The sequence below is a fragment of the Oleidesulfovibrio alaskensis DSM 16109 genome, from assembly GCF_000482745.1.
In the GTDB taxonomy this organism is placed as follows: Bacteria; Desulfobacterota; Desulfovibrionia; order Desulfovibrionales; family Desulfovibrionaceae; genus Oleidesulfovibrio; species Oleidesulfovibrio alaskensis.
The window spans coordinates 462763-482931 of sequence record NZ_KI519494.1 but is presented as its reverse complement, the minus strand read 5'-3'; the positions used below and the strand labels follow the sequence as shown (position 1 = coordinate 482931).

19 protein-coding genes are annotated in these 20169 nt (G+C 59.4%); 13 read left to right on the top strand and 6 right to left on the bottom strand.

The features are described 5' to 3' along the window. Positions 1–118: 118 nt before the first annotated feature. The 9 genes from nifU to H586_RS20250 all read left to right on the top strand — a co-directional run bounded on the left by nifU (position 119) and on the right by H586_RS20250 (position 8601). On the top strand, positions 119–961 hold the full coding sequence (nifU, locus tag H586_RS0114250) for a Fe-S cluster assembly protein NifU (RefSeq protein WP_011368834.1): 843 nt from the start codon (positions 119–121) through the stop codon (positions 959–961). After that, on the top strand, positions 962–2152 hold the full coding sequence (nifS, locus tag H586_RS0114245) for a cysteine desulfurase NifS (protein ID WP_011368835.1): 1191 nt from the start codon (positions 962–964) through the stop codon (positions 2150–2152). 95 nt (positions 2153–2247) lie between these two features. Then, positions 2248–3177: a cysteine synthase A gene (gene cysK / locus H586_RS0114240; RefSeq protein ID WP_011368836.1), complete on the top strand. Its 930-nt coding sequence runs from the start codon at positions 2248–2250 to the stop codon at positions 3175–3177. A gap of 42 nt (positions 3178–3219) precedes the next feature. Further along, positions 3220–4185 carry a serine O-acetyltransferase EpsC gene (gene epsC / locus H586_RS0114235; protein ID WP_011368837.1) on the top strand — a complete coding sequence of 322 codons (966 nt, stop codon included), beginning with the start codon at positions 3220–3222 and terminating at the stop codon, positions 4183–4185. A gap of 204 nt (positions 4186–4389) precedes the next feature. Beyond that, complete coding sequence (locus H586_RS0114230; protein ID WP_011368838.1) at positions 4390–4824, top strand: VOC family protein; 435 nt, start codon at positions 4390–4392, stop codon at positions 4822–4824. Between the two features lie 172 nt (positions 4825–4996). Continuing rightward, positions 4997–6196 carry an EAL and HDOD domain-containing protein gene (locus H586_RS0114225; protein ID WP_158303376.1) on the top strand — a complete coding sequence of 400 codons (1200 nt, stop codon included), beginning with the start codon at positions 4997–4999 and terminating at the stop codon, positions 6194–6196. A 162-nt stretch (positions 6197–6358) separates the two neighbouring features. Then, the gene (locus H586_RS0114220; protein ID WP_027182392.1) at positions 6359–6853 is read left to right on the top strand and encodes a hypothetical protein; all 495 of its coding nucleotides are present in this window, start codon (positions 6359–6361) and stop codon (positions 6851–6853) included. After that, positions 6837–7511, top strand: a complete 675-nt coding sequence (locus H586_RS19395) for a cobalamin B12-binding domain-containing protein (protein WP_051364035.1) — start codon at positions 6837–6839, stop codon at positions 7509–7511. Before H586_RS0114220 ends, H586_RS19395 begins: the two co-directional genes overlap by 17 nt. A gap of 4 nt (positions 7512–7515) precedes the next feature. Further along, on the top strand, positions 7516–8601 hold the full coding sequence (locus tag H586_RS20250) for a GGDEF domain-containing protein (RefSeq protein ID WP_051364034.1): 1086 nt from the start codon (positions 7516–7518) through the stop codon (positions 8599–8601). Between the two features lie 168 nt (positions 8602–8769). Here the strand turns inward: H586_RS20250 and H586_RS0114205 are convergent, their stop codons facing one another. The 6 genes from H586_RS0114205 to H586_RS0114175 all read right to left on the bottom strand — a co-directional run bounded on the left by H586_RS0114205 (position 8770) and on the right by H586_RS0114175 (position 14310). Beyond that, entirely contained in the window at positions 8770–11241 is a 2472-nt protein-coding gene (locus H586_RS0114205) for a glycogen/starch/alpha-glucan phosphorylase (RefSeq protein WP_011368843.1), read from the bottom strand. 190 nt (positions 11242–11431) lie between these two features. Then, positions 11432–12562, bottom strand: a complete 1131-nt coding sequence (locus tag H586_RS0114195) for a tRNA dihydrouridine synthase (RefSeq protein WP_155891403.1) — start codon at positions 12560–12562, stop codon at positions 11432–11434. A gap of 27 nt (positions 12563–12589) precedes the next feature. Next, on the bottom strand, positions 12590–13150 hold the full coding sequence (yfcE, locus tag H586_RS0114190) for a phosphodiesterase (protein ID WP_027182388.1): 561 nt from the start codon (positions 13148–13150) through the stop codon (positions 12590–12592). 86 nt (positions 13151–13236) lie between these two features. Beyond that, positions 13237–13605 carry an Hsp20/alpha crystallin family protein gene (locus tag H586_RS0114185; protein WP_011368846.1) on the bottom strand — a complete coding sequence of 123 codons (369 nt, stop codon included), beginning with the start codon at positions 13603–13605 and terminating at the stop codon, positions 13237–13239. Positions 13606–13629: 24 nt separating this feature from the next. Beyond that, entirely contained in the window at positions 13630–14046 is a 417-nt protein-coding gene (locus H586_RS0114180) for an Hsp20/alpha crystallin family protein (RefSeq protein WP_011368847.1), read from the bottom strand. A 51-nt stretch (positions 14047–14097) separates the two neighbouring features. Then, positions 14098–14310 (bottom strand): Trm112 family protein, encoded by a 213-nt coding sequence (locus H586_RS0114175; RefSeq protein ID WP_011368848.1) that lies wholly within the window; start codon positions 14308–14310, stop codon positions 14098–14100. A 244-nt stretch (positions 14311–14554) separates the two neighbouring features. Here H586_RS0114175 and H586_RS0114170 point away from each other — a divergent pair, with 244 nt between their 5' ends. Genes H586_RS0114170 through H586_RS0114155 form a run of 4 tightly spaced genes read left to right on the top strand, consistent with a single transcriptional unit; the run spans position 14555 to position 20093 of the window. Beyond that, complete coding sequence (locus H586_RS0114170) at positions 14555–15424, top strand: PHP domain-containing protein (protein ID WP_027182387.1); 870 nt, start codon at positions 14555–14557, stop codon at positions 15422–15424. A gap of 8 nt (positions 15425–15432) precedes the next feature. Beyond that, a complete protein-coding gene (locus tag H586_RS0114165) occupies positions 15433–16782 on the top strand; it encodes a peptidase U32 family protein (protein ID WP_011368850.1) in 1350 nt (449 codons plus the stop codon). A gap of 48 nt (positions 16783–16830) precedes the next feature. Beyond that, complete coding sequence (locus H586_RS0114160) at positions 16831–18507, top strand: response regulator (protein WP_027182386.1); 1677 nt, start codon at positions 16831–16833, stop codon at positions 18505–18507. Beyond that, complete coding sequence (locus tag H586_RS0114155; protein ID WP_027182385.1) at positions 18486–20093, top strand: sigma-54-dependent transcriptional regulator; 1608 nt, start codon at positions 18486–18488, stop codon at positions 20091–20093. The genes H586_RS0114160 and H586_RS0114155 overlap by 22 nt, the downstream gene beginning before the upstream one ends. Positions 20094–20169: the final 76 nt, after the last annotated feature.

Here is a 20169-nt window from a genome sequence, read left to right as displayed (position 1 = left end):
TCCGGACTGAAACGGTCCAAAAAAAAACGCTCCGTGCACTTCCCCCGCGCCCGTTTATTATTATATGTGAAGGGCGCAACTGTTCTGCGCACCCATCAGCAGTGACCGGAGGATCATCATGTGGGATTACACCGACAAGGTTCGAGACCACTTTCTCAACCCGCGTAACGCGGGTGCCATAGAAGACGCCAACGCCGTGGGAGAGGTAGGAAGCCTTGCCTGCGGCGATGCTTTGAAACTATACCTTAAAATTGACGATCAGGAACGCATTGTAGATGCGAAATTCCAGACGTTCGGCTGCGCCAGCGCCATTGCCTCTTCCTCCGCCCTGACGGAGATGATCAAAGGTATGACGGTGGATGAAGCCATGAAGGTGACCAACAAGGACATCACCGCTTATCTGGGCGGGCTTCCCCAGCAGAAAATGCACTGCTCCGTCATGGGGCAGGAGGCGCTGGAAGCCGCCATTAAAAATTACCGCGGCGAAGAAGTGGAACAGCACCACCACGAAGGGCAGCTGGTCTGTAAGTGCTTCGGCGTGACCGACGAGCAGATTATCCGCAGCATACGCGAAAACAAACTGACCTCGGTGGAAGAGGTGACCCACTTCACCAAGGCCGGCGGCGGCTGCGGCGACTGCCTGAACGACATACAGAAGCTGCTGGATGAAGAGCTGGGCAAAACAGCCGCCTGCGAAGTTCCCGAACCGCAGCCGCGTACCCTCAGCAATGTCCAGCGCATGCAGCTGGTGGTAAAAACGCTGGAAGAAGATATACGCCCCAGCCTGCAGAAGGACGGCGGCGACATAGAGCTTGTGGACATTGACGGCAAGGAAGTCAAAGTCGCGCTGCGCGGCATGTGTACCCACTGCCCTTCCAGCCAGCTCACGCTGACCAATTTTGTGCAACGTACGCTGCGCGAGCACGTGGAACCGGACATCACGGTGAAGGAGGTTTCATAAATGCGCACCATATATATGGACAACAACGCCACCACCGCCGTTGACCCCGCCGTGCTGGACGAAATGCTGCCGTACCTGAAAGACCTGTACGGCAACCCTTCCAGCATGCACACCTTCGGCGGGCAGGTAGGCCGTCAGGTGGCCGAGGCCCGCGAACGCGTGGCGCGTGCGCTGGGCGCCCAGCCCGAAGAAATTCTCTTCACCTCGTGCGGCACCGAAAGCGACAACACTGCCATCATGTCCGCCCTGCAGGCCCAGCCTGAAAAAAAACATATCATCACCACCCGCGTGGAACACCCCGCTGTGCTTAATCTGGTACAGCATCTGGAAAAAAAGGGGTATGAAGCCACGTATCTGAGTGTGGATGAAAAAGGACGTCTTGATCTGGATGAGCTGCGCGGTGCCCTGCGCAAAGACACGGCCATCGTTTCCGTGATGTACGCAAACAATGAGACCGGCACCATTTTTCCCATCAAGGAAATTGCAGCCATCGTCAAGGAAAAGGGCGCGCTTTTTCACACAGACGCAGTGCAGGCCGTCGGCAAACTGCATATAAACGTGCAGGAAGTGCCTGTGGATTTCCTTGCGCTTTCCGGCCACAAGCTGCACGCCCCCAAAGGTGTGGGAGCGCTGTACGTGCGCCGCGGCACTCCGTACCGGCCTTTTCTGCGGGGCGGACATCAGGAACGCGGCCGCCGTGCCGGCACGGAGAATGTGGCCGGCATCATTGCGCTGGGCAAAGCCTGCGAGCTGGCTTCCCTGAATATGGAAACCGAACGCACCACCGTCAAGGCGCTGCGCGACAGGCTGGAGAACGGCCTGCTCAATGCCATACCCGAAGCCATCATCAACGGTGATACGGACAACAGACTGCCCAATACAACCAATATCGCCTTCAAATATGTCGAAGGCGAAGCCATTCTGCTGCTGATGGACGGACACGGCATATGTGCCAGCTCCGGTTCGGCATGCACTTCAGGCAGCCTTGAGCCTTCGCACGTACTGCGTGCCATGGGAGTGCCGTTCACCTATGCCCACGGCTCCATCCGGTTCAGCCTGAGCCGGTTCAACACACAGGCGGATGTGGACTACGTGGTGGACGAACTGCCGCGCATCATCGCCCGTCTGCGTGAAATATCGCCCTACCGCAGCGGTGAAGACGCGCAGGCAAAGCCTGCGTGTACCTGCTGAAACGGCCCGGGCATACATGCATCCGAGGGGCCGGAAACGGACGCACTGCGCGTCCGGTTCCGGCCTTTTTTTTTACAGCAAATGGAGGAAACACCGTGAACATCGCAGAAAACATGGCCGCTCTGGTCGGAAACACCCCGCTGGTACGCCTGAACAGGCTGGCACGGGGTTGTCACGCCGAAGTTGTCGCCAAACTGGAATTTTACAACCCCTGCGCCTCGGTAAAAGACAGAATCGCCCGCAGCATGATCGAATCGGCACTGGAGTCGGGAGAAATCAACGCCGATTCACTGCTGGTGGAACCCACCAGCGGCAATACCGGTGTGGGGCTGGCGTTCATCTGCGCGGTTCACGGGCTGCGGCTGACCCTGACCATGCCGGAATCCATGAGCGACGAACGTAAAAAACTGCTGCGCAGTTTCGGCACCACGCTGGTGCTCACCCCCGCGGCACAGGGTATGCGCGGCGCCATTGCAGAAGCCGAGCGCATCGTGCGTGAAACCCCGGGAGCCGTCATGCTGCAGCAATTTGCCAATCCCGCCAACCCCGCGGCACATTACGCCACAACGGCTGAAGAAATATGGCGCGACACAGACGGCAGGGTGGATGCGTTTGTGGCCGGTGTAGGCACCGGCGGCACCATCACCGGTACCGGCAGACGCCTGCGCGAGCTTAATGCGGGGGTGCGCATCATCGCCGTGGAACCTGAAGCATCCCCCGTTCTTTCGGGCGGTGCTCCCGCACCCCACCCCATTCAGGGCATAGGCGCAGGCTTTGTCCCTGAAGTGCTGGATACCGGAATCTATGACGAAGTATTCAAGGTTTCCGGTGACGACGCCATGAACACCGCACGCGACCTGCTGCGTCAGGAAGGTATTCTGTGCGGCATTTCCTCGGGGGCAAATGCATTTGCCGCACTGGAAGCGGCCAGACGGCCCGAAATGAAAGGCAAGCGCATCGTATTCATTGTCTGCGACACCGGCGAACGCTACCTGAGCACACCGCTTTTTTCCGGCCAGAGCTAGCACGCTTTTTTGCCAACCCTCCAGCAGAGCAACGGAACACATATGAGGAACTGCAGTAAAGAACCGGACAACATATGCGCAGACGGCATGGACTGGCTTGACGATGTGGTGGAGACCATGTGCAGCCCGGAATCGTGCAGCAAAGTGTTCAGCAAACCGCTGAACAACGCGCCCATGCCCTCGCTGGAAGAGCTGACGGAAATAGTGGACAGGCTGAAGGCAGCCCTGTTTCCGGGATATTTCGGCAAATCATCCATCGAGATGGAGTCCATGCGCTACCATCTGGCGGCCAATCTTGATTCCATCTACCGCAAACTGGCAGACCAGATACGACGGGGCGGCTGCTTCACCTGCGCCGAATTCGCCAACGACTGCCACAGCTGCGATGTCTATTCCCACGACCTTGCAAAACGGTTCATCGAACAGTTGCCTCAGATACGCGGGCTGCTGCTGGGTGATGTCACCGCAGCATTCGAGGGCGACCCCGCCGCAAAAACCCCCGGCGAGACCGTTTTCTGCTATCCGTCCATAACCGCCATGCTGCATCACCGCATCGCCCATGCCCTGTATGACCTTGATGTGCCGCTCATTCCGCGCATCATAAGCGAAATGTCACACTCCAGAACGGGCATAGACATTCACCCCGGCGCCCGCATCGGCGAAGACTTCTTCATCGACCACGGCACGGGCGTTGTCATAGGGGAAACATGCATCATCGGCAAAGGCTGCCGCCTGTATCAGGGGGTCACGCTGGGGGCGCTTTCTTTCCCCAAAGACGCCAGCGGGACACTCATCAAAGGTAATCCGCGCCATCCCATTCTGGAAGACAATGTCACCGTGTATGCCGGTGCCACCATTCTCGGGCGCGTGACCATCGGCAAAGGGTCCATCATCGGCGGTAACGTGTGGCTGACACACGATGTGCCCGAAGGATCAAAAATCGTCCAGCAGCGCAGCACGCGCCCACAGGCGGACGAAAAAATGCTGGGTACCAAAAACGGACGCTGATTGCGTCACAAGCTGATTCCGGCGGGATGTCCATGGGCATCCCGCTTTTTTTCATGCCCGCCCCTGCCTGACCATACCATGTGCCGGGCATTGCCCGCGCAGTGACACCGCATTGCCGCAAGACTTTTTCTCCGGTTGTGTGTCATAGTGCGGCAACTTTCACTCAACCGGGCGTTTCTGCGTCCGTAACGTTACGGGGTACCCATGACCCATCGCAAATTTGAACAGCGACTCAATCTGGTCACCATAGGCGTGGCCGACCTTGACCGCAGCAGGCAGTTTTACCGTGCACTGGGCTGGACAGAAGTGGAATCACCGGACGCCGAGCACATCGCTTTCTTCGATATGGGCGGAACATGGCTGGCGCTTTTTCCTGCCGGCAACCTGCTTGAAGACATAGGCATGAAAGGCGCGTCGCCTGCCCCCGGCGGCATGACTCTGGCACAGAACGTGCGCAGCGAGGCAGAGGTGGAAGCCCTGCTGTCCACTGCGGAGCATGCAGGTGCCCGCATTCTTTCGCCCGCGGTGCACAAACCATGGGGTTATTCCGGCTATTTCGCCGACCCCGACGGCACCCCGTGGGAAGTTGCCTATGTACCTGCGCTGCCGCTGGATGAAAAAGGCATGATCCGCTGGTAGTGTTATAATTACCGCCGCCATGCGGAAGTGGTATGTTCCGGGCATACGGCGGCAGGATGCCATGTACTGTCCTGCCGCCTTCTGCAACTGCTGAAGCAACGGAGATACCCGCATGTCCGAAAACAGCCGAACTGCATCACACCGTCCTGTTTTTTTTTCAAAGCAGCCGATAATGGACTCGGACCGCCGCATATGGGGATACGAACTGCTGGGCGGAGAAATCCAGCAGGGAATTTTCACCGTATTCCCGGAGCACGAGGCAGCCGCAACCAGTCTTGGTTCCAGCGCCTACTTCCGTCTGCAGGAAGACATGGACCGCGGCAAACGCGTCATGGTCGCATTTGATGCCGAAAGCATCATTCTGGGCATACCGCGCGCACTGCCGGCCAAGGCGGGTGTTGTGCGGGTCTCGCAGGAAGCGACCAAGACAGAGGGCGTGCCCGAAGAACTGCGTGCGCTTAAAAAAGACGGATACACCATTGCCATAGACTGCTCGCACGCCAACAGACCCGACAAGGAATGCATGCTGCTTGCCGATGTGGTCTGCGTTGATTTTTCCGTCAAGGCGGCCGTCATCGCATGCAGCCGCGGCGATGCTTCCAGCACCATGCTTGCCCGCGGCATCCGCGACAACGACATGTTCGAAGCCGCGCGCAGAATGGGCGTGGGGCTGTATCAGGGACCTTTTTTCAAGGAACCGGAAATAACGGAAGGACAGGGACTGTCTTCGCATAAAGTGGCCCGGATAGAGCTGATGGCCATTCTTGAATCGCCGGACCCCGACCTGAAAGGCGTCGCAGAGGCTGTAAAGGCCGATGTGTCGCTCACATTCCGCCTTATTTCGCTGCTCAACAGCTCCGCATTCGGATTCCGGCAAAAAATCGAATCTGTGGACCATGCCGTAAATCTGCTGGGCTGGAATCAGACCCGCTCGTGGCTGCGGGCCGTTCTGGTGGCCGATATGGCAGGTCAATCCGAAGGTTCACAGGAACTTGCGCTCATCTCCATGCAGCGGGCGCGCTTTCTGCAGCAGCTTACCGCCCACTACGACTACTGGGGCTTCAACCCCGAAACACTTTTTCTGCTGGGCATGTTCTCGCTGCTGGATGCCATTCTGGGTATTCCCATGCAGGAAGTGACAGACATGCTGCCGCTGACCTCCAGCCTGAAGGAAAGCCTGACAGGCGACCCCAACAATGAGCACCGCCCGCTTTTTGACCTTATGGAGGCGCTGGAAGACGCAGACTGGAACACGCTGCACGAAATGGTGCCCAGACTCGGGTTTGAGCCTGATGTGGTCAGAAGCCTGTACTCCGAAGCCATGGACTGGGCTGCCTCGTTTTTTGCCGTGCAAAGCGGCCCCACCGCGTAAGCAATCCTTGCTGCATATACCGGACCGGCCCGCGGCGGCACCCGTGGTGCCGCCGCGTTGCCGCAGTGCCGCGTGCAGCGCATTCTGTCATACCGCGAGCCGCGATACCCCGTTCATGCGGCCGCGCCCGCACGGCGTATCATACCCTCAGGAGATGAGCGGATGATGAAGACAATGCTTCTGGAATCAGCGGCACAGCTTCCGCTGCCGGATCCGGCCCTCAGCAGTCTGCTGGCACAGAAAAGCGCAGTCATGGCTGAAGCGCTGACAAGGCGCATGGAAATGCGCCCTGATCTGGAAACCCTCATCGGGCCGGGCAATCGCGGCCTTATGGCAACTAATCATATAAACCACTTTGAATATATCAGTACACTGGTATCGCTGTACGATCCGGCATCCTTTGTGGAAACAGTGCTGTGGGCGCTGCGGACCTACATGAGCCGCGGGTTCACAGCGGGCTACTGGCACGCCATGCTGCCCGAAGCGCAGAACACCGCAAAAGAACACCTGCAGCAAGACGAATACAGCAGGATATCTCCTCTTTATACATGGCTTTGCAGCCATATTGCCGACTTTGTGGTCATAAGCGGCAGCACAGCATCGTTTTATGAAAGCTTGTCTTCTATACAGCGAGAAAAGCATGGCGGCGCCAACTGACAGATTTCTTCCTTGCGAAGCGGAAAAACTGGCCGGAACGTATCTGGAGCTTATGCTGCAGGCGCGCAGAAACGATGCGCTGCGCTGCATTCAGGAGGCCATCGCACGCGGGGCGTCACTATCCGACATTTACCTGAAGGTACTGCAACCCGTGATGTATGAAACAGGCCGTCTGTGGCAGATCAACGCCATTGACATTGCTGTGGAACATTACATTACCGCGGCCACGCAACTGACCATGGCCCATATCTTTCCCCATGCTCTTTCCAAAAAACGTACCGGCAAAAAAATGGTGGGGGGATGTCTGGGAAGCGAACTGCACCAACTGGGGCTGCATATGCTCTGTGACCTGTTTGAAAGTGAAGGCTGGGACACCTATTTCATGGGTGCGGCAACTCCCGGCAAAAGCTTTTTGACTGTTGTGTCTGATCAGCATCCCGACCTGCTCTGCATATCGGTAACCATGCAGCGCGGCGTGCCCGAGGCCAGCGAAACCATAGAACTTCTCCGCGCAAAGCTGGGCGCAGACTGTCCCAAAATACTGGTGGGGGGACTGCCCTTCATACTCAGTCCGGGACTTGCCGCAGCAGTAGGGGCCGACGGCACGGGAACCGACGGCGCGCAGGCTGTCGCACTGGCAACGCAACTGACATCATAACCATATGAAGCAGCATTCAGAAACCAATACGGTACGCTTCACCTGCGACCGCAACGGCGTTATCAGGCACGTTGTCTCGGACAATGCAGGCCTGTTTGCCGGCATAGACCTGCCATTGCATATCAACGACCTGACCACGGCATCAGCACAAAAACGCTACCACGCCTTTCTGGACACGCTGTCCGCAGATGGATTCGGCCTGTGCGATTCTCTTGTTCTGCGCGGCAGAACAGGTGTTCGGCAGTTTGCCGTCTTTGGTGTCTGCAAAGGCGACTGCTTTCATATGATCGCGCTGCAATCGTCCCCGCATATTACAAACATTTTCAGCGAGTTCATACAGATGCTGAATGAACAGGGGGTGCTGCTGCGGGCAACGCAGAAAAAGGCTGCGGAAGCCCGCAGTACGGGCAGCGACAACGTGCAGCTGCTTGAAGACTACATGATAATAAACAACGAGCTTTCGCGGAACAAACGCGAGCTGGCAATCAGACACGAACAGCTGAAAAAAGCCTTCAGCGACATTGAGGAACTAAGCCGCACCGACCCGCTGACCGGAGCCTGCAACCGCCGCAAGGTCATTGAATTTCTGTCAGCGGAAATCGACCGCAGCAAACGTTACGGCACACCGCTGTCCATACTGAGCCTTGATATAGACCGATTCAAGGCCATCAATGACACTTACGGGCACGCTGCCGGAGACGACGCGCTTATTGCATTCTGCAGAGTATGCAGGCAGCAGCTCAGAAAAACAGACCTTTTCGGCAGAACCGGCGGCGAAGAGTTTGTTGCCGTTCTTCCCCATGCCGCCTGTCGCGACGCACAAATCTCGGCAGAGCGCATCCGCCGCCATGTTGAACAGATACACATTACGTATAACAACGCATGCGTGCGTTTTACAGTCAGCATCGGCATAGCCGTTCACGAGGCAGGGGAAAATACCGATACGCTGCTGCGCAGGGCCGATGCCGCGCTTTACAGGGCTAAAACAGCAGGCCGCAACACAGTCAGCGTGGCAGAAAAATCTCCGGTAATGCCCGCAGAAACTCCGCACGGGCACAGCCCGGAACAGCCCGCTGCCGGACATAAATAAATCATTCCCGGCCCTGCAGGACGCTCTTTCCTTAACCGCACGCCGTGCGCAGGGACCGTTTCCGCCGCAGCACGCCTGAAAAAACATGAACTGCTGCCGCAGACATCCGCCACAGAAAACCCGCACGGAACATGCATCCCGTGCGGGTTCAGCGTACAAGGCGGCAGGCTATTTGCCGAGAGGCTCCACATGCCAGATGCCGCGGGCATACTCCATGACCGAACGGTCGCTGGAAAATTTACCCATGTTGGCGGCATTGAGAATGGACTTGCGTACCCACTGGTCCTGATCAAGGTACAGCGCGTCCACAGCGGCCTGCGCCTCCATGTAGGGACGGTAATCGGCCATAAGCATGTAATAGTCGCCGTGGTGCATCAGGCTGTCATACACAGGGCTGAACAACCCGCGTTCGTCGGGAGAAAAAAAGCCCGAACCGATCATATCCATCACCCGGCGCAGCTCTGCATCGTTTTCATAAAATTCCCGGGGGTTGTATCCGGAACGCCTTTTTTCCGCCACTTCATGCGCCTTGAGGCCGAATATAAAAATATTTTCGGCTCCCACTTCCTCCATTATTTCCACATTGGCACCGTCCAGCGTGCCTATGGTCAACGCTCCGTTAAGCGCAAACTTCATATTGCCCGTGCCGGAAGCCTCCATGCCGGCGGTGGATATCTGTTCGGACAGGTCAGCGGCAGGCACCACCTTTTCCGCCTGCGATATGCAGTAATTAGGCAGAAAAGCCACGCGCAGCCTGCCGGCGACATCCGCATCGGCGTTGACCACGCGGGCAACTTCGTTGATCAGCCTGATGATAAGCTTGGCCTGATAATATCCGGGGGCTGCCTTGCCGCCGAAAAGCACCGTGCGCGGTGTGATGTCCGCCGAAGGGTTATCCTTGATGCGGTTGAACAGCGAGATGACGTGCATCACGTTGAGCAGCTGCCGCTTGTATTCGTGCATGCGTTTAAACTGCATATCAAACAACGTGTTGGGATTGATGCCCATCTGCACTTTGCGCAGCACATAACGCGACAGCAGTCTTTTGTTTTCCAGCTTGGCTCTTGCCCATGCATCGCGGAATGCACTGTCTTCCGCCAGAGGTACAAGCTCGCGCAGTTTTTCAAGATTGCAGCACCATTCCGGCCCTATGCTCTGGGTTATCAGCCGCGAAAGAGCAGGATTGCACTGCATAAGCCACCGCCGCGGCGTGACGCCGTTGGTCACGTTGCGTATCTTGCGCGGATAATATTCATGAAAATCACGGAACAGACCGGTCTGCAGTATATTGCTGTGCAGCGCCGCCACGCCGTTCACCGTATGGCTGCCCACAATGGCAAGGTTGGCCATGCGCACCCGCTGGCCTCCTTCTTCCTGAATGACAGACATGCGTGAAAGGCGCTCGGTATCACCGGGAAATGTTGCGGCCACACCTTCCAGAAAACGTCTGTTTATTTCATATATTATCTGCATATGCCTCGGCAGCAGCCTGCCCAGCAGGTCCACAGGCCATGTTTCCAGCGCTTCGGGCAGCACGGTGTGGTTGGTATAAGCAAAGGTGCGGGTGCAGATATCCCACGCCACATCCCAGCCCATGCCGTACACGTCCATAAGCAGACGCATAAGTTCGGGTATGGCTATGGCGGGGTGTGTGTCGTTAAGCTGCACCGCAACCGCCTCCGGCAGTGCGGCAAGCGATGTATGCTGCTTCAGATAACGGCGCAGGATATCCTGAAACGTGGCGGAAACCAGAAAATACTGCTGTTTGAGCCGCAGTTCCATTCCCTGCAGAAACTGATCGTTGGGATACAGCACCTTGGTGATGTTTTCGCTCATCACCTTGCCGTGCATGGCCCCTATATAATCGCCGCGGTTAAAATCAGACAGGTTGAATTCGCGGCTGGACTGCGCAGTCCACAGCCGCATGTTGGAAACATGCGAGCAACCGTATCCGGGAATGAGAATGTCGCACGGCATGGCCATGACATTTTCCGTATCCACCCAGCGGAAACGCACATTGCCGTCAGAGTCGTAGTAAGTTTCGGACCGGCCGTAGAACTTCACCTCGTACAGTGTGTCAAGGCGGGTTATCTCCCACGGGCATCCGTGTCTGCGCCAGTTGTCGCAGCGCTCTTCCTGATTGCCGTTCACGATGGACTGATAGAATATGCCGTAGTCATACAAAATACCGTACCCGTATCCCGGAATATTCTGGCTGACCATGGAATCGAGATAACACGAGGCAAGACGCCCCAGCCCGCCGTTGCCCAGACCGGCATCCCATTCCTCCTCTTCCAGCTCTTCCAGCGAAAAACCCAGCTCGGCCACAATCTCGCGGCACTCATCCACTATGCCCATGTTGGTAAGGTAGTTCATCAGAAAGCGGCCGGGCAGAAATTCCATGGAAAGATAATACACCCGCTTGGCCATGGAATCGTAATAATCGCTCTGGGTCCGCATCCACAGGTCGACCAGACGCTCGCGCACGCTGTACGCCAGCGCGTTGTAATACGAAAACTTGCGCTTGCTGCGCGGATCGTTGCCCAGCAGCGCCACCATGTTGCGCCTGATATCGTCTTTCAGTTCATCAAGCCTGAAGACTTCCCTGACGTTCTTGCTCATCTTGCAGACTCGGGACATGAGGCCTCCTTGTTGCACGGCGACACAGCGGTCTGCCGGCGGGTAATACCTTCATAGTAGCTGCCCCGGGCGGCGGTGTACAGCCGCGAAACGTTATAAGTACAGACTGCGCGCAAACAGAAAAGACCCGCCGCGGGCGGGTCTTTTGCAAAACAGAACATCAGACGGCACTCCGGTGCCGTGCGCAGCGTCACATGCAGAACATCAGCAGGTTGGGACGTGCACCGACCTGCGGCACCCGGCAGAACTCCGCCTGTGCATTGCGCCGCATGGCCTGCATGTCGTCACCGCGGATAAGCCTGCCGAACAGCCTGTTTCCGAACGTGAAATTAGCCGCGTAGTACATGATGAGCTTTTTATACAGTTTGATGGCGCGGGCAGGATCATAATGCGCTTCCAGCGCATCCATCAGCGCAAAAAGCGTGTCGCGGTATGTCTGCTTTTCCGGAACAAAACCGCGCGTCCACTGTGCAAAAATCCACGGGCGGGCTATGGCCAGTCTGCCCAGCGAAACACCGTCGCAGCCTGTGCGTTCCAGCATGGCGGCGCAATCCGCTGCATCAAAAACATCACCGTTGCCGATAACAGGAATATCCAGCGCGTCTTTCACCAGACCGATATGCGCCGTTCTGGGGCGATGGGTGCGCCTGTCGGGCGCCACACGGGGGTGAAAGACCAGCGCATCGGCACCGGCGTCCTGAAGCCTGCGGGCCAGATTCACCGCCGGTTCCGGATCAGGGCTCCACCCTGTGCGCATTTTGACAAAGACAGGCACAGACACAGCGCGGCGCACGGCATCCACCATGCGCACAGCGCGCTCCGGATCACGCAGCAGATCCGCTCCGCAGCCTTTTTTCACAATAGGCGCCACAGAACAGCCCATGTTGATGTCCACCCCGAAAAAGCCTTCGGACTCAACCCTGCGGGCAGCCGCAGCCATATCCTGCGGATCGGCACCGAAAAGCTGGCAGACCAGCGCGGGCAGTTCTTCCGGACGCCAACTGAACACCGGAGACCGCGCCGGATTTTCCGTAGGCACCGCGCGTGCGCTGCACATGCCCGTAAACACCAGCCCGCATCCCCCGAAGCTTTCGAGCACCTGCCGGTAGGCAATATGCCCGAGACCGGCCATGGGAGCCAGAAACAGACGGCCGTTCACCGTTCTGCCGCCTATCTGCAGCGGTTCAGTCAGACGGGCGGCAAGGGCGGCGTCAAAAACCCCGTCAGCGGCCACGGCCAGATCCGGCCCGTCACCGGAAAGACTCTGCTGCGGACAGGATTCAACGGCATCGGCTGCTGTATATTCTTCCGGCTGCATCATAAGATTTCCTCTGCGCCCGCGGCGCCGCTAGCCAAGCGTATCGGTAAGCAGTACGGAACCGTCCAGACCGCATACGCGGAACACTCCGTCTTCCAGCACCGCGTATGAAGCCACGTACCCGCTTTTGGGCAGCGAGCACGAGCCGGGATTCCACAGGTGCACCACGCCCCCGCCGGCAAGTGCGGCTGTCCCGGCCTGCGGCACATGCGTATGCCCGTAGACAAATACGTCACCGTCTGCCAGCGGCGGCAGGTTATCGGGCGAATACCTGTGGCCGTGGGTCAGAAACAGCCTGCGGCCGCCCGCCAGCACCCACGCGAAGTCGCTCATCATGGGGTACTCGATAAGCATCTGATCCACTTCGCTGTCGCAGTTGCCGCGCACTGCCACTATCCGGTTTTTCCAGCCGTTAAGCAGTGCCGCCACGCCTTTGGGATCATAATCCGCGGGCAGCGGGTTGCGCGGGCCGTGGTAAAGCGCATCCCCCAGCAGGGCCACGGCATCGGGCTGCATGGCCTCCGCTTTTTCCAGCACGGTGCGGGCGGCGCCTGCACTGCCGTGTATGTCGGAAACAAATAGTATTTTCATAGTATCAGCACCATAATCCAAGCATTGCGTAAAAAATAAAAAAGCCCCCGCAGCACGCAGGGGCAAAAAGCCTGCCGGTCACCGGCCTACAGCACTTCGATACGAATGCGTCTGGGGGTGACCTTCTGCTGTTTGGGCATATAAATCGTCAGAACACCGTCGGCAAGACGCGCTGCCGTGGCCGCCCTGTCCACCATGTCCGAAAGAGTGAACTGGGCGTAATATTCCACATCACCGAACTCGAACGCATGGATGCGCTCGCCTGCTGCACAGCCGAACCGGCTGAGGGCATGCACCGTCAGCTCGCTGCCGTCAATATCCACGATCAGTTCCTGTCTTTCCACGCCGGGCATGTCAAGATACAGGTAAAAGCCGTCTTCACGCTCCACAAGATCAGCTGCGGGACGCACACGGGGACGTCTGGGATTCTGGACTTTCTGCTGGCATGTTGTCATGGACTGTCCGGATGCTGCACGCGGTTAACGTATATCTATTCTGATGGTCTGGGGACGCTGACCGGTATGTTTGGGCAGCACCACTTCCAGCACACCGTTGCGCAGCGTGGCACGCACGGCGTCTCTGTCGATGGGCACCCCCACGGTGATTACCCGCTGAAACGGTCCCGTGGGCCGTTCCTGCCGGTAATAGCGTCCCTGCACGGGTTTCAGTTCGCCTTTGAGCGACAATGTCTTGTCGGTAATTATCAGCTCAAGGTCGTCCATACCGGCACCGGGCACCAGCGCGCGCACATACACGGCGCTGTCATCCTCGCCTATGTTCAACGGCGGAAAAGCAGCCTGCCGCGGCGCACCACCGGCAAAGGCGTGATCCATCTCTCCGGTCATGCGGTCGAGCAGATGCGGAAACTCATAAAACGAACTGAAATCTATGGCCATGAAAAACTCCGCGGCACACGGCGCCACACAACGGCACCGCACGCACCGGTCTTATGCTTCATTCCCGGCGGCACCGCGGTCGCCCTGCTGCCAGCGGGCTGCGGGTATGGCCTCTTCCACCAGCATCACGGGAATATCTTCGCGCACGGGGTAAACCACCGCGCACTGTGCACACGCCAGCCCTTCGCCGTCGGAAGTGGGTTCCACAGACGACTTGCACTTGGGGCAGGCCAGAATTTCAAGCAGTTCTTTACTCACGTTCACGGACAGGACTCCTGATATATTTTACCGCACCATACAGCGAAGCGCACGCAGGAGCAAGCGCCGCCGCATACGGCCCGCCACACAGCCGGACACAGTATGCACCCGCCGCCGGGTGTCAGACAGTATTTTTCCGCTCACCGGCTGCGGCAGGCGCAGTTGACACCGCACCCGACGGGCCGTAGCATCCATGACACGTACAGAACCCCCGTCATACTTACATCCACGCCATCCACCGGAGCCTGCCATGACCGCTTGCCGCTATATAGACCTGCACACCCATTCCACCGCATCCGACGGCAGCGACACCCCGGCCGCAGTAATAACAAAGGCACACGCCGCGGGACTTGCCGCCGTGGCATTGACAGACCACGACACGCTGGACGGTCTGGATGAAGCGGCAGAAACCGCCGGCCGGCTGGGTGTGGAGCTTGTCCGCGGCTGCGAACTGGGAGCCATGTGCCCCTACGGAGAAGTCCATATTCTCGGGCTGTGGCTGCCCGAAACCCCGAAGGCGCTGCTGCGCACGCTGGCGGAACTGCGTCAGGGACGTCATGACCGCAATGTGAAAATTGTTGATAAGCTGCGTGCTCTGGGCATGGACATCACCTATGACGAGGTGCGCGATGTGGCGGGAGAAGGTTCCGTGGGCAGACCGCACATAGCGCAGGTGCTGGTGCAGAAGCAGGTTGCCGGTTCCACCCGGCAGGCCTTTGACATGTATCTGGGCGACAGGGGAGCGGCCTATGTGCCACGCAAATCGCTTTCGCCCGAAGGTGCCGTCAAGGCGCTGAAGGCCGAAGGCGCCACCGTATCCTTTGCCCATCCCATGCTCATAAACGCCCCTGATGGCTGGCTGGAAGAAACAGTGGCATCACTGACAGCGGCAGGGCTGGACGCCATAGAAGCCTATCACAGCGAACATTCCCAGAAAGACATCCGCCGCTGCGTGGAACTGGCGGACCGTTACGGGCTTGCGCTTACGGGCGGTTCGGACTACCACGGCAGCGTCAAGCCCGACATATCGCTGGGCACGGGCAAGGGTGGCTTGCGCGTGCCGTATCTTATACTCGAAAAACTGAAGGCGGCCCGCACAGCAAACGGGCTGCCTGTCTGACGGATACCATGCCCCTGACAACATTTTCTCCGGAACTGCTGGCCCCTGCCGGTGACATGTCCAGACTGGACGCCGTACTGCGCTACGGTGCCGACGCCGTCTATCTGGGCGGCACGGAAATGAATCTGCGCGCCGGTGCGGCAGGGTTCACCCCCGAAGCTCTGGGCACTGCACTGGCCAAAGCCCGCCGCTGCGGCGCCAGAGTATACTGCTGTGTCAACGCCCTGCCCTACGAGCATCAGCTGGAAACGGTGCGCGCCACACTGGAAAGACTGGCGCAGCCTTTCAGCTGCAACCAGCAGACTCTGGAACCGCACTGGCGCGACGACACGCTGCCCGACACCACGGAAAACAGCATTGACGGGCTGATCATAGCCGACCCCGGCGTGCTGCGCATGGCGCGCCGCATAGCGCCGCACATCCCCGTGCACATGAGCACACAGGCCAATACGGCCAACAGCGAATCCGCAGCATTCTGGCGCGATATGGGGGCAAGCAGGCTAAATCTGGCACGCGAGCTGGGCGCGGCGGACATACGTGCCATCATGCGGGCCGTACCCGACGTGGAATATGAAACATTTGTCCACGGGGCCATGTGTCTTGCCGTTTCCGGCCGCTGCCTGCTGAGCGCATGGATGAACGACCGCCCCGCCAATCTGGGGCAGTGCACCCACCCGTGCCGGTTCGACTACCGCACGGCGGGGCTTGCCGCCAGTGATGCGGAACCGGACCATGCAGGCATCGAACTGGACGTCGAAGAACGCACCCGCGCCGGCGCACCGGCATGGACGGTGACGCAGGACAGTGGCTGGTCACACATCTGGAGTCCGCATGACCTGTGTCTGGTGCGGTATCTGCGCTGGTTTGCCGTGCAGGGCGTGGCTGCACTGAAAATTGAAGGCCGCATGAAAACCGCAGGCTATGCCGCGCAGGTTGTTGATGTTTACCGTACTGCCGTAGATGACCTCGCCGCCGGGCGTTTTCGCCCTGCGCTGTACATGCGTGAGCTGTGCAACACGGCCACCCGTCCGCTTTCGTCAGGTTTTTTCCTGCCCCGCGGACGCAGGCGCACCTGGCAGGCGGCCTCTTCCGGCCATCGTCTGCCGCTGGTGGCCAGAACAGGCCGCCGTCTTTCCGCAGGCAGCTGGGAAATGGCTGTACTGGCACCGTGGCAGTGCGACAGACCGGTCGAGATTCTCGTTCCGGGACTGAAAAGGCCCCTGCTGCAACCGCAGCACTGCCGCGTGGAAAACCACAGAGGCGAAACCGCGCGGCAGGTGCACCCCGGCACTTCCGCGATACTGCACTGCGACCACCCCGACCTTGCTCCGGGGCTGTTTCTGCGGGCCTGCACATAGCACGCAGCACCGCCTGCGCGCGGACAAGCACACAGGGTTCATAACGGCATGAATACACAGCAGCGCCGCCTGAAACGCGGCACATTCCGCGAACAGCCGCTCGCCCAGCGGGAAGAAGCCGAATTCCGCAGCCTGTTTGAAAACGCCGCCGCCGGTCTCTTCCGCAAATCCCGCTCCGGCGGCTTTCTGCTGGTCAACACGGCACTGGCCCGCATGTTCGGCTATCCCACGCCCGATGCTTTTCTGGCCGAAAGCAAAGAAGCGGGACACAGCCTGTTTGCCGACCCTCAGGCCTTTGCCGCAATGGTGCACAAGCTGCTGACCCACGGTGTGGTCAACAACGCGGAACTGCGTATCATTCCGCGCGCGCCCGAAGGCGCCCGCCCTGCCGCCGCCGCAGAATGGATAGCCGTCACCGCGCGTGCCGTATACACATCAAAAGGCAGCATCAGACACTTTGAAGGTACTGTTACCGACATCACCCGATGCAAGACCGCCCGCATGCGCGCCGCGCAGCTGCAGGAACAGCTGGAGCAGGCACGTTCTCTCGAGTGCGCCGGTGTTCTGGCCCGCGCACTGGCCGAAGACATAGGAGGTCTGCTTGAACCCATCGTACAGCAGACCCAGTCCGCACTGAATACCCTGCCCGCCCACAGCCCCGCACACACCGCACTGGATCAGGCGCTCACGGCTTCCACCGAAGCGCGCGGGCAGCTGTACCGCATGCTTGAATTCTGCCGCGAACTGGAGCCGCCTCAGGTGCCGGTATCCTTTACCGCAGTGGTCAAAGAATGCCTGCGCACACTGCGTGGAAAAAATCAGGATGAAAAAGACGGCGAAGCCGTACCCGTAAAAATAACCGCCGATCTGGATGCCCGGGAAGATGTGGTGAAAGGCAATGCACGCCTGCTGCGCCGTGCCGTGTGCGCTCTGGTGAAATATGCGGCGGACAGCTGCTCCGGCCGGACCGGACCGGCCATGACGCTGCGGCTGCGCACCATCGACATGGAAACAGCCGCGGCAGCTTCTCACCCGCCGCACACGTGCACACTGCCTGCCGGCCGGCATATCTGCCTGACATTCAGCGGCAGCGGAGCCCACGCTTTGCCGCAGGGCTGCACCGCCTGCCCCCCGTGGAGCACGCACGGCAAGCCCTCGCTGGCCATGGTGCAGGGCATAGTAAAGCTGCATAACGGCATTCTGTGCCAGGGACCGGATGAAGGCGGCGTGGCCACGTTATGTCTGTATCTGCCTGCACTGGGCGTGGCGGACTCGGCGCGCACAGCTGCCGGACCGGCTCCGCGGCTGGGCAGCGAACGGATTCTGGTGGTGGACACAGACCATTCGGAACGCAATCAGTGGCGTGCACTGCTCGGCCCGCTGGGATACCGCATGGAAACCCGCCCCGGTCCGGTTGAGGGGCTGCGCCTTTTCATGGAATCGCCCGAATCTTTTGATCTTGTAATCACGGCATATGCCATGCCCCAGCTGAACGGACTGGAATTTGCCCGCACGCTGACCGGCATACGGCCGGATATTCCCGTGGCGCTGTGCCTGTCAGCGCACGATACGGTAACACCCGATTCGGCCTGCGCGGCCGGAGCGTGCAGACTGGCGCGCAAACCGCTGGACGGAGCCGCCCGCACACGCCTCGTCGAGCTCATGCTCTCCCGCAACACCGACAAGACGGCAGGACAACGCTCATGGCCCAGATTCTCCTCGTAGACGCAGACTCATGTTTTGCCCACATGCTGGGTGCCATCATAGAGGGACTGGGGCACAGGGTACACCACGCCGCATCGCTCAGGGAGGGACGCGCCCTTGCCGCTGCGGCCGAAACCGATGTGGTGTATCTGCATGTTCAACTGCCCGACGGCAGCGGTACAACCGCGGTGGAATCGTTCCGGTCGGCCCCCGGCCGTCCAGAGGTGGTGCTGCTGACAGACCGCGGCGACCCCGACACCGCGGAAGAAGCAATCCGCATGGGAGTCTGGGAATATGTGGAAAAAAGCAGTCCGGCTGACAGGATAATTCTGCCTCTGCTGCGTGCGCTTGACTACAGGGGCAGACGGCCTTCGCGACGCAGTACGGCCAGCCTCAAGCGCGATGACATCATCGGCAGCAGCCGTGCCCTGCAAAAATGCCTTGATACCGTCTCGGAAGCTGCCTTCAGCGATGCATCAGTGTTGCTTTTCGGCGAAACGGGCGCAGGCAAGGAAGTATTTGCACGCGCCATTCACGACAACAGCCACCGTGCCGGCGGTCCCTTTGTGGCCGTGGACTGCGCATCACTCACCCGTACGCTGGCGGGCAGCATACTCTTCGGCCACCGCAAAGGCGCCTTTACCGGTGCGGAACAAAACAAGGACGGTCTGGTACTGCAGGCGCACCGGGGCACACTCTTTCTGGATGAGGTGGGCGAACTGCCTCTTTCCATGCAGAAGCTCTTTCTGCGGGTGCTTCAGGAACACCGCTTCCGGCCGGTAGGCGGCAGAAACGAGGTGACCAGCGATTTCCGTCTTATCGCCGCAACCAACCGGGACCTTGAAAAAATGGTGTCGCAGGGCACATTCCGTTCCGACCTTTTGTACCGCATGCGCACCATTGTCATGCATCTGCCGCCTCTGCGCAGCCGCACCGAAGACATTACCGAACTTGCCGACCACTACCTGCAACGCATGTGCGGCAAATATGGCGTTCCGCACAAAAGCATGGCCCCCGACCTGCAGGAAACGCTGCGCGCCTATGCCTGGCCGGGCAACGTCCGGGAGCTTATCCACACGCTGGAACGTGCCGTGCTTGCCGCACAGGATGAACCACGGCTCTTTGCCCGCCATCTGCCTGACCATGTGCGCATAAGCACCGCGCGGGCGGCGTTGCAGCAACGCAGAACAGACAGCACCGCCGTTGCGCAGCCGTCCCGTGACGAAGACACCGCATCCGGTGCACCCGAAAGCCGCCCGCAGGCACCGCGGCCGTGTCATACCTGCGGCACCCTGCCGGAATCTTACGGCACGCCCGCCGTACAACCTGAGTCCACAGACCAAGACCTGCCGCACCTGCACGACACTGCCGGACACAATGCCGCCGTCCCACAGGAAAAACACCCTCTTTCTCCGGACCACAGCCCCCTGCCGCCGTTTTTCACCTTCCGCGACAACATGTTCCGCGACTACCTGCGCGAACTGCTGCGCCGTACAGACAACGACATCGCCGCGGCATGCGCCATGTCGGGACTTTCCCGTTCTTACCTGTATGACCTGCTGCGCCGCCACGGCCTGCGCAACGGCGGGACAACATCCGGCAGCTAGCGAAGCATACCGTGCAACACCGCCCCAGGCGCCCACGGTAGAGGCATGTATCTGCGTGCTTCACAAATGGAATCGC

Coding starts and splice junctions, on each gene's coding strand:
- nifU (WP_011368834.1), top strand. CDS start 119: ATGTGGGATTACACCGACAAGGTTCGAGACCACTTTCTCAACCCGCGT.
- nifS (WP_011368835.1), top strand. CDS start 962: ATGCGCACCATATATATGGACAACAACGCCACCACCGCCGTTGACCCC.
- epsC (WP_011368837.1), top strand. CDS start 3,220: ATGAGGAACTGCAGTAAAGAACCGGACAACATATGCGCAGACGGCATG.
- H586_RS0114230 (WP_011368838.1), top strand. CDS start 4,390: ATGACCCATCGCAAATTTGAACAGCGACTCAATCTGGTCACCATAGGC.
- H586_RS0114225 (WP_158303376.1), top strand. CDS start 4,997: ATGGACTCGGACCGCCGCATATGGGGATACGAACTGCTGGGCGGAGAA.
- H586_RS0114220 (WP_027182392.1), top strand. CDS start 6,359: ATGATGAAGACAATGCTTCTGGAATCAGCGGCACAGCTTCCGCTGCCG.
- H586_RS19395 (WP_051364035.1), top strand. CDS start 6,837: ATGGCGGCGCCAACTGACAGATTTCTTCCTTGCGAAGCGGAAAAACTG.
- H586_RS20250 (WP_051364034.1), top strand. CDS start 7,516: ATGAAGCAGCATTCAGAAACCAATACGGTACGCTTCACCTGCGACCGC.
- H586_RS0114205 (WP_011368843.1), bottom strand. CDS start 11,241: ATGTCCCGAGTCTGCAAGATGAGCAAGAACGTCAGGGAAGTCTTCAGG.
- H586_RS0114195 (WP_155891403.1), bottom strand. CDS start 12,562: ATGATGCAGCCGGAAGAATATACAGCAGCCGATGCCGTTGAATCCTGT.
- yfcE (WP_027182388.1), bottom strand. CDS start 13,150: ATGAAAATACTATTTGTTTCCGACATACACGGCAGTGCAGGCGCCGCC.
- H586_RS0114185 (WP_011368846.1), bottom strand. CDS start 13,605: ATGACAACATGCCAGCAGAAAGTCCAGAATCCCAGACGTCCCCGTGTG.
- H586_RS0114180 (WP_011368847.1), bottom strand. CDS start 14,046: ATGGCCATAGATTTCAGTTCGTTTTATGAGTTTCCGCATCTGCTCGAC.
- H586_RS0114170 (WP_027182387.1), top strand. CDS start 14,555: ATGACCGCTTGCCGCTATATAGACCTGCACACCCATTCCACCGCATCC.
- H586_RS0114165 (WP_011368850.1), top strand. CDS start 15,433: ATGCCCCTGACAACATTTTCTCCGGAACTGCTGGCCCCTGCCGGTGAC.
- H586_RS0114160 (WP_027182386.1), top strand. CDS start 16,831: ATGAATACACAGCAGCGCCGCCTGAAACGCGGCACATTCCGCGAACAG.
- H586_RS0114155 (WP_027182385.1), top strand. CDS start 18,486: ATGGCCCAGATTCTCCTCGTAGACGCAGACTCATGTTTTGCCCACATG.